Origin of the sequence: Cellvibrio sp. KY-GH-1 (genome assembly GCF_008806975.1) — a bacterium.
Lineage (GTDB): Bacteria > Pseudomonadota > Gammaproteobacteria > Pseudomonadales > Cellvibrionaceae > Cellvibrio.
This window is the reverse complement of the sequence record NZ_CP031728.1, coordinates 4,385,776-4,399,103: the sequence shown is the minus strand read 5'-3', so window position 1 is coordinate 4,399,103 and position 13,328 is coordinate 4,385,776. Positions and strand designations below refer to the sequence as shown.

Below are 13,328 nucleotides of genomic sequence, written 5' to 3'. Positions count from 1 at the left end.
TCGGGAGCTGGCTTTTTACTGAGCACCCAAAGTCCACAATAATTTTCGCCCTATTCATCCCACCTTTGTTTACTTTTCAAATGCAGCAACGCTAATCTTGCCAAAAAAATCATCAAACAAGATCATGCTGAATTTAAAACCCAAGGAAAAAACAATGAAATATGGAATTCTTTCTATTTTTTTACTCTTATCTTCCTACTGTCATGCGGAAACAGCGTGCATCAGCGATAGCTTACGAAAATCATGGGAAACACTACAAAAGGAGCAATTCGAACGTTCGCCAGCTTCCTTTTTTGCAACCATAGATGCTTGCCTCAAAGCTGACAAGGATATTGAAGACCTGGTATCAATTATTGATAGCTCATTGATTGGATTAGCTTCCAAAAGCCCTGACACCCAAAAATCTACCTATTTATTTAACAAATCAGCAATCAAATACGCTGCAGAAAAAAATATACCTTTATTTCAATTTGTTTTTGCCCGCATACACAATAATCAATATAGATGGGCCTCCGAACTGGAACCGGTTGACTACTACACCTATATATTTTGGCTGAAAAAAGCGACCCAAAATGGTGACCAGAATGCATTAATGGATTTAGCTCGGCTAGCCAAAGGTAGCTTTTTAACTCGATATGACGAAGCTCCAGAATCTATGTATTTTCCATTCTTCACATTAAATGTGAATCAGGCAGTAAGCTTATTAAATAGCATTGACTCCACCAAGCTTAACAAAACATTTTATCCGTATGACGAAAGGAATCAATTGCAAAGAGAGCTGACAGGTTCAAATGAACAGATAACCACTAAGTTTGATAAAGCCGCTGTAAATCCAGAACCCAATTATCAAAAACCCATCTGGCTCAAAGGTTATATTGATGAGAAAACCCCAATAACCATGGTGCTTTATTATCAGAATGATGGTTATACCGGCAGCTATTTCTATGACAAAGCGTTTAAAAAATGGAAGGGAAAACTAGCCATAAAAGCAAGCACTATAAAAGAACGATTACTAGTTGAAGTTTTTGACGATTCAGGAAAACAGATTGAGCGTTTTAACTTAACAATACACAGTAAGAAAGACAACCATATTTATTACTCAACAGGAACATGGTCAGCAAATGGCAAAAACCTGCGCGTGGAACTCGGAGACATCTTATTATTTGATGACTTTGTAAGCTGCGAGGAAATGCTGCTAGCGCCAGATTTTGTATTCAATCGCGAACTGGACTTCGGCGTAGGCGCAAACAGCAACATGACGAGTGTAGCTAACGACTGCCCTCTAATAATTGACAATATTAGCTTCGCGCAAAAAGCATTTTCTCTAGCTTCAGAAATTCGCCACCCACCCAATACGGGGCCTTATTGTTATGGATCATTGATCCATGTAAAAAACAGAGTAGCCTCTTATAAAAGAGCTATGGCGGCTTACGCTCCAGAAATGTATATGGAAAAGTATCAGAGCGAACAACCAAAAGATGCTAAAAATCTCGATAACTGGTCAAAAATAGAGCCCTTTAGCAGGAAGCTATCTTTCGACTTCAACCAAGAGCTGATTGTTTTAGACGCTAAACTTCAAGATTTTTTAAAATTGCGCTCAAATGAAAACACCGGGAAGCCAGAGGCTTTCAGCAAGGCGGCTATAGCTGCCTTACTAAATTATGCTGTAGGCTCAGGAACAATAGAAGCCACCAAACCAAATTTAATAAGCCTTTATGAAAGCAAGGGCATTAACGGAATCAATTCAACACAACCAACCCCTGAGTCTATCGTTGATTTCCAAACATCGCTTAATTACGCATTAGTCAATGATTACCCTGATGATCTAATTAGTGTGTTGATTGATAAAAATCAGGATTTAAATTTTGGCAATGAATCTCCTATATTTTATTCACTGCATAACAAAAAATTATTAACGATTCTTTTGGAAAAGGGGGCAGATATTAATTATGCCAATAGTTTTGGAAAAACCCCCTTATTTTACAGCATTCAAAATAATGACATCGCATTAACCGAGTTTTTATTGTCAAAAGGCGCAAATTTAAATCATAAGTACAAATCAAAAACTGATTACGAGGCAGCACAGGACCACTCCACGGATTATTATTGCATATATAGGAAAGCCCGAACTCCATTAATGCACGCCGCCCAACATGCATCACTGGATATGGTAAAGCTACTAATTCGGAACGGCGCAGATAGTTCAGCAAAAGACGACAATGGCGATAGCGCGGCAGATTACGCGAAACAAGCGAACAAAACCGAGATAGCGAATTATTTAAATAGTCTTTGATACAGAGATAATCAGGCTGGATTCTCATCTAATTCTATTGGTAAGCGCTACTTTGAGGCATACCTGCATGTTGTATCAGTTACGAATACCCTCTTCAAATCAATAGTGACCAAATGTCTCGCCCCCACACGATAAGCCATGCTAAAACTCATGGCTTATCGTTGTGTTGTATTCCTACCTTCGGCTGCACTGCCCTTGGACATACTAGATTGGTCTACACTTATTGACTGTTCAGGATGGGAGTTGCGAATGCAGAAAACGTCAAAATCCTCACTAATATTGCTCTACCGGGCTCTGTTTCTATCAACGGTGCTTGCGTTAGTGGCAATACTTACCTATTTCGCCTTGCCCGATCGAAAAGTTCGCATATTGCCGGGATTCGGCCATGAATCGCATTTATTTTTCGATGGGGAAAAGGGCGGACTAACAACGGCCAACTGGGTTAACCAACCGGCGTTCCACTTTACCTGTACTGCGACCACCCCGGTTACTGAAACCCCTTACTGTGGCTTAAGCATTAACTTTCACAAATTCGAGAATGGAATTGATTATTCCAATTTTCAACATATTGAATTAAAAATTCGGTATCACGGAAATAACCATCGCTTGCGTTTGAAGCTGCACAATTTCAAACCGGCACACACCAATGGCGATACACAAGAAACCTTGCAAGGGCTGGAAGTGAGTATTTTGGCGAGTGATGCCAATAAATTGCTCGTCATCGACAACCGGGGTTGGGGCAATTTTTCTCAGGGCAGCACAGTTGATATAGGCATAGACCTGGTTCCACCCATCGCACCTGGCACACACGAACTACAACTTGAATATGTAGAAATTCACGGCAAGCGCTTCAAAGCAGAATCCTGGTATTTGGGTGTGGCTTTGCTGTGGCTGTTATCCAATTTATTTTTTATTACTCGCCATTTAATGCAACAAGAAAAACGTATTCGCAATGACTCGCAACGTTTATCGACCCTTGCCCTTTACTCTAACGACCTGCAGCAGGAATCGCAGCACTACAAATTACTTTCCAATACAGACCCATTAACAGGCGCACTTAATCGCAATGGGTTTGCTACCGACATGGGGCAACGTTCACCCGCTGGAAAAATGGAATCGAACACTACACTAATGATTATCGATATCGACCACTTTAAACGCATTAATGACAGCTATGGCCACGACGCTGGCGATGTTGTGCTGCGTGAAACCGCAAAAATTATCCACAACAACACCCGTGCCGCCGATAGGTTTGTTCGCTGGGGAGGAGAGGAATTTGTCCTCTACTGCGAAAATACCAATCCTCAACAAGCACTACTCATCGCGGAGAAAATTCGCCTCTCTATTGAATCGGCGAATATTCTTTACAACAGCGCGGCAATTCCAATGACAGTCAGTGTGGGAATAGGTGTTGCCCTAGCCAGTGAAGACTTTGACCATCTGTTCAAACGCACGGATCAAGCGCTCTACAAAGCCAAAAATATGGGGCGTAATTGCATCGTATTGTCCGACACAAACGATAAATAAAAAAAGCCAGTAGGATAAATCCTCCTGGCTTTTGATTATTACCGTTCTAAAACAATTATTGCGGAGTCAAACGCAACACCACTACACCGTGTGCAGGAATTTTTGTGGTGTATTTTTCTGCCGTTGAACCCTTGGCCGTATTCCAAATATCGCGCCAGTTGAATTTCTTCTGGTCGAAGAAAATTTCGTGCTTGCTGATATCGTCTTTCATGTAGTGAAAGGCCCAATCCAGCGTGTAATCGCGCGCAACATCATCACGATTCAGGAACAGAAACGCGAATTCACCTTTCTCCAGCGGTTTGACGTAGATTTCGATGTCGCCATCATCAATCCACTTCATTGCTTGAACACCCAGCTTGTCCTGATTGATGGCGAGCATATCTTTATTAGTGAGGATTTTTTTGGTGGCCTCACTCATGCTGCGCAAATCATTCCCCGCGATTAGCGGTGATGCCATCATGGCCCATAACGAGAAATGTGCGCGATCTTCGTCTTCAGTCATACCATTGCCGACTTCCATCATATCCATATCATTCCAGTGACCGGGTCCAGCAAATTTGCGCAAGCCGGCTTGCTTGTCGAGAATTGGCAACACGCCCCATGACGACCAGGAACCGTGGTTGTGCTCGCAATTCCAGCAGGGATAGATATCGCCAGTGGTGCGCCAAGAATGGCCAACATCTTTGGCCCAATCCCAGGGCTTGTTATCGCCCCATTCGCAAATGCTGAATAAAATCGGGCGACCAGCTTTATGCAGCGCATCGCGCATCGTTGAATACGCAGAAACCGGATTGATATCTTTAGTATCACACCAATCGTATTTCACGTAATCAATACCCCAACTCGCGTAAGTAATGGCATCCTGATATTCATGGCCACGGCTGCCCGGACGGCCGGCACAAGTGGTATTACCGGCATCGGAATAAATACCAATTTTCAAACCTTTTGCGTGTACATAATCGGCAAGCGCTTTCATGCCAGACGGAAAATGTTTTTTATCGGCCTGGATAAAACCGTTTTTATCGCGCTCGCCGTGCCAGCAATCATCCACGTTAATGTACTGGTAGCCCGCGTCTTTCATGCCGGTTGTCACCATGGCATCAGCCATTTCGCGAATCATGTTTTCGTCGACGTTACAACCAAAGGTATTCCAGCTGTTCCAGCCCAATTGCGGCGTCTTGGCAAGCTGATCAAATTTTTGTGCATGGGCCTGCGCACCCAATAAAAGCGAGGCAATAACGCCACAGCAGAGAAGTAGTTTTTTTGTCATGAGAGAGTACCTGTTGTTGCTCTATTAAAATTGCAGCTTTATAAATATCGTTGCTTTTATTGAATATTACTAATCATACAAATTAATGGATTTGTAAAAAAAACTGCAATCGAAATTGCAGTTTTTTACGAGCGACGATAAACAATTATTTATTCAAACTGTGAATCTTCGCGTTAAAGGCTTTAATGATCGCAATCGTTGATGCATCGGAATCAAAAATACCATACATACCTTGCTCTTCCTGGGGTGGATCACCCATGTAGTCATCGCCTTCCTGCCACCAGTAATTCGGGCGACTAGTGCGCGCTGCACCGTTCCAGGCCCAGAAGTTATAACCAGCAATGGGTTCGCCTTTTTTCATCGGCGTCCAAAGCACGTTAAAGACTTGCTGATAAAATTTATCGCGCACCTGAGTGGTGGCTTTAATATCATAAGCACCCGCATCGCGATCCAAACCAAATTCTTCCAACACAATTGGCTTGCCGATTTTTTTAGCAATTGCGATGTGCGATGTTAAATATTCTTCACCTTTCGCCCAGCCCGCGTCCCAAGTGCCGGCAAAATTGGTTTTATCAATCCAGCCCCAGTTGCGAATCCACATATGATAAGTCAGGTAATCCACATTCTTACTGGTATGCGCATCGATAAATAATTTTTCATCGCGTACTGACCCCATTAAACCTTCGCTGCCGGTGCTCACCAAATGATGCGGATCCAACTCTTTAATGTACGAAGTTACGCCATTAATCCAATCCACATAAATTTGTTTTTCTTTGTCTGTCGCATTGGAATTACCCGGGCGCGGTTCGTTAGCCAATTGCCAGGACAGAATGGCCGCGTCATCCGCATAGGTTTTGCCCGTGACTGTGTTTACGCGCGTAACGATTTTCTTAATCGTTTTGCGATATTCGTCCTGAGCTTTGGTGCTTTGGTAAAAGCTGGCCGAACGCGCCATAAAACCTTCCCAATCTTTAGTGACGTTAGGATCTTGCATGGGCTTGCCATCAACCCAACTCATGTACTGGCTCATACCGCCCGACCACTGCCAGTAGTTATTCAAGTAGAGCACTACCGTCATATCGCGCTTGGCCACTTCGGCCATAAAATAATCCAGACCTTTTAATAATTCCTCATCATAATTGCCAAATCCGTTGGTCGTCGCCGGCTTTACCACCGAATTAATATCGCTTTTTTCCGATACAGCGAGCACGCGCAAATTATTGACGCCTAGCGCTTTGAGCGTATCCAATTCTTTGGCAAGACGAGCGCGATTACCCACTTTATTCGCGGCACCCAAATAACCGGCGTACCACATATTGGTGCCTGCGATGTAATAGGGTTTGCCCGACTTTTCAAACTGTGTACCTTTCACTTTTACAAACGCCTGATACGCGTCCGCTTTTTTTGGTTCCGCCGCCAATGCGACAGAACTCAAGCCAAAACTCAGGATCGCCGCCCAAATCCCCATATATCTTGCTGTTTTAAAGTAGCTTATTGTTTTCATTCCAATTACCCGTTGAGTGCTTTTCGGTGTAGTAAATCTAGCAGACTATCCGGTTCTTGCCCGCCCATGGGCGTACAATATTTTCCTGCATTACAAACAGAAAAAACGACAGCCATTGAGCAAATAGCTATCGTTTTTCCTTAGTAAAAATTTACCGGTTTGATTCGCCGTTCGGATGACTTTTTATGGGTCACACGGCAATTTTCATAATATTTCTGCTTAAGCCAATTTTTGCAAATAGCGCACCGCTTCCAACATCGCGCGCCCATTGTGATAAGGGCATTTCCAGAAACCGACCTTGTAGTAAGCATCTGCTGCACGGGCCTGCAAACTGGACAACCAAAACCATTCACCATTTTTATGGTCGATTTGATAGGTTTTAATAAATTGCCAAATATTTTTTGCAGCCTCGTAATAACGCGTTTCACCGGTCATTGCATAGGCGAACAAAAATCCAACCAGTGCTTCTGCCTGCACCCACCAGACGGTATCGACATTCACGGCTTGAGTAGCAAAATCGTAAGAGTCCAGCACCTGCCCGTATGCACCAATACCTTCTTGCAAGGTCACTTCGGCGATGTTCAGCAAAGTTGGAGTGAGAAACTCGGTGTAAGCATCATCACCCAGCGACTCCAATGCCTGGGCAATTAACCAACTGGCTTCAATGTCATGACCGTAGGTATAACCGGGCGAAAAGTCTTTCCACTCCAGATCCATAAACATGCGCAGATGATGCGTATTTCTATCGATCATGTATTTATCAAACATCTCGATGTTATAACGCAAGGCTGCTTTTACCGATTCACGTTTATCAACCTGATACAAACGTGTATAGGCTTCCAGAATATGCAAATGGGTATTTTGTGATTTGGGATAATTCAGATCTTTTTCACTCAACCGCAAATCGGCAATCACACCCCATTCGCGCGTAAACGCTTCCAAATATCCTTCGCGCGCGCGATCAATACCGTGTTGCTCAATTAAGGAAAAACAGGATTGCGCCAGGTGCAAGGCCTGCTCGTCCTGCGTTAACTGGTAATAGGCGCAGAGCGCGTAAATGGTAAATGCCTGGGCGTAGATTTGTTTCTTGGTATTGATGGGCTGGCCCGTTGCATCCAACTCCCAATAAACACCACCAAATTCGCTATCGACAAAATGTGCAACTATGTAATCGTAAGCGCGCTGCGCATTACGACGATAATCGGGGTTATCCACTGCTTGCGCGACTTCGCTAAAAAACCAGAGGATGCGCGCATTTAAAATAATCCCCTTGCTCGCTTGCGTTACTGGCTGGTTATCCGCGGAAATCTCTCCGTAAAAACCACCTTGCGCCTGGTCGGGTGCATGCTGCGCCCACCAGTCGGCAATGGCAATTAATTCCGCATGAAATTCTTGCGGCAACGGCGCAAAACGCGCCGGCAATACAACTGCATTCATGCGGTTACACCAACTCATTCAACACTTTTAAATTGGCACTGATCAATTCATTGCGCACCGCTACGGATGCCGCTGAACGCAGGCCATCTTCCGGGGTGTTTTTGCAATAGTCGATCAGCTTTTCCACGGTAGAAGTCGCAACATGCATGCGCGTGTCGGATGAGGCGTAATAAATAAACACTTCATTTTTTTCATTCACAATCCAGCCGTTGGAGAAAGTCACGTTGGACACATCGCCCACACGTTCTTCGCCGTGGGGTGCAATAAAATGACCGGCAGGTCGGTGACTGATCACCCAGGGGCGTTCCAGCTCAGTCATGAACATGTACAAGGTATAACGCAAACCGGCCGCGGTGTTGCGCACGCCGTGTGCCAAATGCAACCAGCCTTCTGCGGTTTTTATGGGCGCGGGGCCCTGGCCATTTTTAACTTCTTTAATGGTGTGATACACCTTGGGGTCCACAATGACTTCGGATTTTACTTCGGCATTGGTCATGGTGTCGGTTAAGCCCCAACCCACGCCGCCACCGGCGCCCACACTGATAAAACCATCTTGTGGGCGAGTGTAGAGCGCGTATTTGCCATCCACAAATTCCGGATGCAGGACCACGTTGCGCTGCTGGCCGGAATAGGTAATCAAATCCGGCAGACGCTCCCAGGTAATTAAATCTTTAGTGCGAGCGATACCGCATTGCGCTTCTGCTGCCGAGGTGTCGTTCGGGCGAGTTTCATCTTTGCGCTCGGTACAAAACAAACCGTAAATCCAGCCATCTTCATGAGCAGTTAACCGCATATCGTACACATTGGTATCCGGGCGATCGGTCTCCGGCATGGTGATGGGGTAATCCCAGAAACGGAAATTGTCGATGCCGTTAGGGCTTTCAGCGATGGCAAAAAAAGATTTGCGATCTACACCTTCTACGCGCACTGCCAAAATATACCTTCCATTCCACAACATGGCACCGGAGTTAAATGCGGCATTTACCCCCTGACGCTCCATCAAAAATGGATTGGTTTTTTCATTTAAATCGTAGCGCCAGAAAATGGGAGCATGCTCAGCAGTCAGGATAGGGTTTTCATAGCAATCGTAAATGCCATTGCCATTTGCCTTCTTGCTATTTTTTTTGGTTACCAATGCATTGTGCTGCTGCAACAGCGCTCTGGCTTTGTCGTTAAAGCTGCTCATATTGTTTACTCCAATGAGTCAAATTCTGATGTTACTAATGTTCGCCCAAATTCATATTCATTACTTAAAAAGCACCATGCATTTAAGTAATCGATTACAACTGATATTAAATTTTTTTCGCCGCAGCCATTAACAACCCAGCTGGCTGCAGCGCAAATTATTCACTTAACTTTTATTGAGCAGGTGCTCGTCATTGGTACCTTTCAGTACATCTGCCGGAGTATCCGCTGGATAGTCTTCCAGTTTTTTATACCAGTTAATCCACAGGAAAATGCTGGTTGCAATGACCACCGCCATAGCAATCGCAAATTCCTGCCAATGTTGGATCACCATAAAGATCGGCGCCGCCGTTAGCGAGGTTTGCCACACAACGCCCACCACCACATTGATGGCATCGCGGCCAGAATTTTTATTCGCTTGCACCTGTGGGTAATCTTGCTGCACCGCGGCCAGCACCGGCCCCCAGAAGCCCCAAGGACGAACTTTAAGATAGAATTTTTTCAGGACATCCATATCGTCCGGAGCAGTTAACAATGAGCCAACCACGCAGGCCACCACGCAGGCGAGAAACATAAAAGGGAAGGCTTTGATTGGCGACACATCGGTAAAAATTAACGGGAAGGCTATCGCGAAGCCGGTTACCATGCCCCAGAAATAACCGAAGCCGTTAAAGCGCCACCAATACCATTTGAGTAAATTTGCCGCGGTATAGCCGCCGTAAAGCGCACTCACTATCCATCCAATAATTTGGTTGAGACTCGGAATGAAAAAACCAATCGCCACCCCAAAAATAACGAATAGAATCGATACCAAATAACTCATGCTGACATAGGTTTTGGCGTCGGCATTGGGATTGATGTAACGCTTGTAAATATCGTTAATCACGTAAGCCGGCGCCGCATTCACGGTTGCAGCGAAGGTCGACATGAACGCGGCGAGCAAGCCCGCAATTAACAAACCTAATAAACCGCTCGGCAAAATATCGCCAGCGAGCACCATCGGCAGGATTTGTTCAAAATCGATATTCTTACCCATGGCATTCAACTGCGGCATAAACAATGCGATAGCCAGGACACCCAAACCAGTAATCAACATATAGCGAGGAAACAACAGCACCAGCGAAACGAAGCCACTCATTTTGGCTGCCTCTTTGGGTGATTTAGCCGAGAGTACACGCTGCATATCGTACGTAGGTTGCGGGCCAGCGAGGCTCTGTAATATCCCTTTAAACAACACCAGCATAAAAAATACGGTAAACGGGGAATAACCGTCGGCGAGAATTTTATCGTTGGCTGCGGCCAATTGTTTGGACCAATCCAGATCCAGACTGCCACCCATCCATAAATGATTCCAATCCGCCGGCACCAGGCTCGCGAGCAACTCGGGCGAAACGCGCTGCATTGCAATCACCCCCACCGCCACACAGGCAATCGTCATGATGATGAACTGCAACACTTCGGTAAACACCACGCTGAACATACCGCCCTTCACCACATAAACGGTGGTTACCAGGGTGATTAGCAAGCCGTAAAAGACATCGTTCATGTGCGGATCGGACGACAGTTGCCAAGGCATAAATACTGCCGCAAATTTGCCAATCCCGATAAATCCATAGGCGATAAAACCAATCACATTGACCAGCGCAAACAACACCACAATCAAATGCGAAAGCCGCGCGCCCTTACCATCACCAAAACGGAACGTTATCCACTCAGCGCCGGTCATTACACCGGAACGGCGCAGCCAGCTGGCGAGAAAAATCATCAGGAAAATTTGGTTGAATACCGGCCACAACCAAGGGATATAAACGCTACTCAAGCCATAGACAAAGAGTAGATACACCATCCACATAGTGCCAGAAATATCGAACATCCCTGAGGCGTTGGATAAGCCCAACTGCCACCAGGAAAGCTTATTACCTCCCAGGAAATAACTTTTAATATCCTTGGATGCTCGTTTGGAAATCCAAAAGCCAACCACCAGAGTTGCTACAACGTAAGCGAGAATAATCGCTATATCCAGCAAAGGAAGATTCATGAACACACACCAATTTATTATGTGGATCGCCAATTCAGTGGACGAGGTGATCGCTTTTCTTTTCTGGCCCAGCACATCCGTGCAGTAGCTTCCGGAGTTACCGGTAAGGACTGAGACTCAGGGGAACTGCAATCGACAAACCTTTCACAGCCAAGATATAGCACAGCCGACCATAAGGTTCGTCATAGAAGGCTAATGTAACCGTTTACATGTTTTTTTTCTAGTCTCTTTTGGCGCGCTGTAGTAAATTTTCACGCAAATAAGCAAAACCCCAATAAATTCAATATCAACTAGCTCTTTACCGGCTCCCCTAAGGTCACTTTTATGTCCAATATTCGCGATGTCGCCCGTCTGGCGGGTGTTTCCGTAGCTACTGTGTCGCGCGCGCTCAGCAACCCTGAGAAAGTTTCCCCGGAAAGCCTGGATAAAGTGCACAAGGCAATTGCCGAAGTCGGCTATAGACCGAACATGCTCGCACGCAACTTTCGCTCGGCGCGCGCCTATGCCGTTGTGGTACTGGTTCCCGATATCGCCAACCCCTTTTACTCGCTGTTCATCCGCGCCCTGGAGGATCGTGCTCACCAGAAAGGCTATGCCGTACTGCTGGGCGATACGCGCGGCACTCCTGAGCGCGAACTGGAATATATCCGCCGTGTGGAAACTCGTCTTGCCGATGGCATAGTGCAACTGCGTCCCAGCTCGGAAAAGAGCCAGAACAACATCCCCGCCGATGTCCCCTGCGTGAATGCCTGCGGCTGCGAATACACCACCGGCCCGGCGATTCGTATCGATAACCGCGGTGCGGCCAAAAGCATGGTGAATTATTTGATTTCGCTCGGGCACAAACGCATCGGCGTTATCTCCGGTTTAAAAGACAACCCCCACGCAATCGATCGTCTTGAGGGTTACAAAGAAGCGCTCGCCGAAGCGGGCATTCCCTTTGAAAAAGATTTGATTGCCGAAGGCGACTTCACCATGTGGTCCGGCCTGAACGCTGCCTTCCAGTTCTGCAACATGAAAAATCGCCCTACGGCAATTTTCTCCATGAACGATGAAATGGCGATTGGCGCCATGCAAACCCTGAAGAGCCAGGGCATTCGTATTCCTGAAGATATTTCCGTGACCGGCTTTGACGACATCGCCTACGCCAAATACTCGGACCCAAGCCTGACCACCATTTCGCAACCGGCGGAAGAAATGGGCAAGATGGCAATGGATATGTTATTGAAAGTAATTGAGGGTGAACCGCTGAGCCAGCGCGAATGCGTTTTGCCAACAGAATTTATTATTCGTAAAAGTACGGGGCCAGTGCCGGGCAAGAAATAATTACTGTTGTTATGAAAAACACGAAAAGCGCGCTTAATGGCGCGCTTTTTATTGGCGGCAAGTAATTAACGGCAACCAACAATAATCAATGCCGAGTTACGGGTAACTTCGATATGAGCAATCAAACACGCGGTAACAATTTTATCTTTCTTGCCAGCTTGATTTTACTCAACCTGGTGCCTGCTTATGGAGTTTTTTATTGGGACTGGAAAAGCTTCGACCTGATTTTTTTATATTGGCTGGAAAATTTAATCATTGGCGTCTTCACCGTTTTAAAATTGATGGCTTACCCCTACCAGAATTTCTCACAAGTTGCTGGCCGGATATTTCCATCGATTCTTTTCAGCGTACATTACGGCATTTTTTGCCTGGCCCATGGATGTTTTATTGTGTTGTTCTTCGCACCCGATGAACAGTATCGCTCCCAATTTGGTGATATCACTTATTTAATTGCATTGATTGTGAGCCAACATCAACTTGGCTGGCCGCTGTTGGCACTGGCCAGTTATCAATTAATTGATTGGCTGCGCGATGCAATAACCCATTGGCCCAGCGAGGAAAAAGTCGAGCACATAATGTCCGCGCCTTACAAACGTATCGTCGTTTTGCACTTCGCAATTATCGGAGGTGGATTTTTTATTGCGGAAAACAATAATCCAATTGGCGGGCTGTTGTTGTTGATTGCACTGAAAATAGTAAATGATGTCTATCAATGGTCCAGAGCTATAAAAAAGCCGCCCTTGTGAGG

At 45.6% G+C, this 13,328-nt stretch carries 9 protein-coding genes; 4 read left to right on the top strand and 5 right to left on the bottom strand.

Annotated features, from left to right (window positions below; translation table 11 throughout):
* The first annotated feature begins 154 nt into the window (after positions 1–154).
* Entirely contained in the window at positions 155–2,293 is a 2,139-nt protein-coding gene (locus D0C16_RS18530; RefSeq protein ID WP_191968545.1) for an ankyrin repeat domain-containing protein, read from the top strand.
* Between the two features lie 249 nt (positions 2,294–2,542).
* Complete coding sequence (locus D0C16_RS18525; protein WP_191968544.1) at positions 2,543–3,820, top strand: GGDEF domain-containing protein; 1,278 nt, start codon at positions 2,543–2,545, stop codon at positions 3,818–3,820.
* A gap of 55 nt (positions 3,821–3,875) precedes the next feature.
* Here D0C16_RS18525 and aga27 read toward each other — a convergent pair whose 3' ends face one another.
* The 5 genes from aga27 to D0C16_RS18500 all read right to left on the bottom strand — a co-directional run bounded on the left by aga27 (position 3,876) and on the right by D0C16_RS18500 (position 11,254).
* Positions 3,876–5,090 carry an alpha-galactosidase Aga27 gene (gene aga27 / locus D0C16_RS18520; protein WP_151033731.1) on the bottom strand — a complete coding sequence of 405 codons (1,215 nt, stop codon included), beginning with the start codon at positions 5,088–5,090 and terminating at the stop codon, positions 3,876–3,878.
* Between the two features lie 145 nt (positions 5,091–5,235).
* Complete coding sequence (locus D0C16_RS18515) at positions 5,236–6,594, bottom strand: cellulase family glycosylhydrolase (RefSeq protein ID WP_225318753.1); 1,359 nt, start codon at positions 6,592–6,594, stop codon at positions 5,236–5,238.
* A 219-nt stretch (positions 6,595–6,813) separates the two neighbouring features.
* Positions 6,814–8,031: an AGE family epimerase/isomerase gene (locus D0C16_RS18510; protein ID WP_151033730.1), complete on the bottom strand. Its 1,218-nt coding sequence runs from the start codon at positions 8,029–8,031 to the stop codon at positions 6,814–6,816.
* Between the two features lie 4 nt (positions 8,032–8,035).
* Positions 8,036–9,217, bottom strand: coding sequence for a 4-O-beta-d-mannosyl-d-glucose phosphorylase Mgp130 (mgp130, locus tag D0C16_RS18505; protein WP_151033729.1), 1,182 nt, complete (start codon positions 9,215–9,217; stop codon positions 8,036–8,038).
* Positions 9,218–9,382: 165 nt separating this feature from the next.
* A complete protein-coding gene (locus tag D0C16_RS18500) occupies positions 9,383–11,254 on the bottom strand; it encodes a sodium:solute symporter family protein (protein WP_151033728.1) in 1,872 nt (623 codons plus the stop codon).
* 324 nt (positions 11,255–11,578) lie between these two features.
* Here D0C16_RS18500 and D0C16_RS18495 point away from each other — a divergent pair, with 324 nt between their 5' ends.
* Positions 11,579–12,580 (top strand): LacI family DNA-binding transcriptional regulator, encoded by a 1,002-nt coding sequence (locus tag D0C16_RS18495; protein WP_151033727.1) that lies wholly within the window; start codon positions 11,579–11,581, stop codon positions 12,578–12,580.
* Positions 12,581–12,693: 113 nt separating this feature from the next.
* Entirely contained in the window at positions 12,694–13,326 is a 633-nt protein-coding gene (locus D0C16_RS18490; protein WP_151033726.1) for a DUF6498-containing protein, read from the top strand.
* Positions 13,327–13,328 lie beyond the last annotated feature (2 nt).

What these genes read in the sequence shown, in the direction of transcription:
- D0C16_RS18515 (WP_225318753.1), bottom strand. Translation starts at nt 6,594, where the DNA reads ATGAAAACAATAAGCTACTTTAAAACAGCAAGATATATGGGGATTTGG.
- mgp130 (WP_151033729.1), bottom strand. Translation starts at nt 9,217, where the DNA reads ATGAGCAGCTTTAACGACAAAGCCAGAGCGCTGTTGCAGCAGCACAAT.
- D0C16_RS18490 (WP_151033726.1), top strand. Translation starts at nt 12,694, where the DNA reads ATGAGCAATCAAACACGCGGTAACAATTTTATCTTTCTTGCCAGCTTG.
- D0C16_RS18525 (WP_191968544.1), top strand. Translation starts at nt 2,543, where the DNA reads ATGCAGAAAACGTCAAAATCCTCACTAATATTGCTCTACCGGGCTCTG.
- D0C16_RS18510 (WP_151033730.1), bottom strand. Translation starts at nt 8,031, where the DNA reads ATGAATGCAGTTGTATTGCCGGCGCGTTTTGCGCCGTTGCCGCAAGAA.
- D0C16_RS18500 (WP_151033728.1), bottom strand. Translation starts at nt 11,254, where the DNA reads ATGAATCTTCCTTTGCTGGATATAGCGATTATTCTCGCTTACGTTGTA.
- D0C16_RS18530 (WP_191968545.1), top strand. Translation starts at nt 155, where the DNA reads ATGAAATATGGAATTCTTTCTATTTTTTTACTCTTATCTTCCTACTGT.
- aga27 (WP_151033731.1), bottom strand. Translation starts at nt 5,090, where the DNA reads ATGACAAAAAAACTACTTCTCTGCTGTGGCGTTATTGCCTCGCTTTTA.
- D0C16_RS18495 (WP_151033727.1), top strand. Translation starts at nt 11,579, where the DNA reads ATGTCCAATATTCGCGATGTCGCCCGTCTGGCGGGTGTTTCCGTAGCT.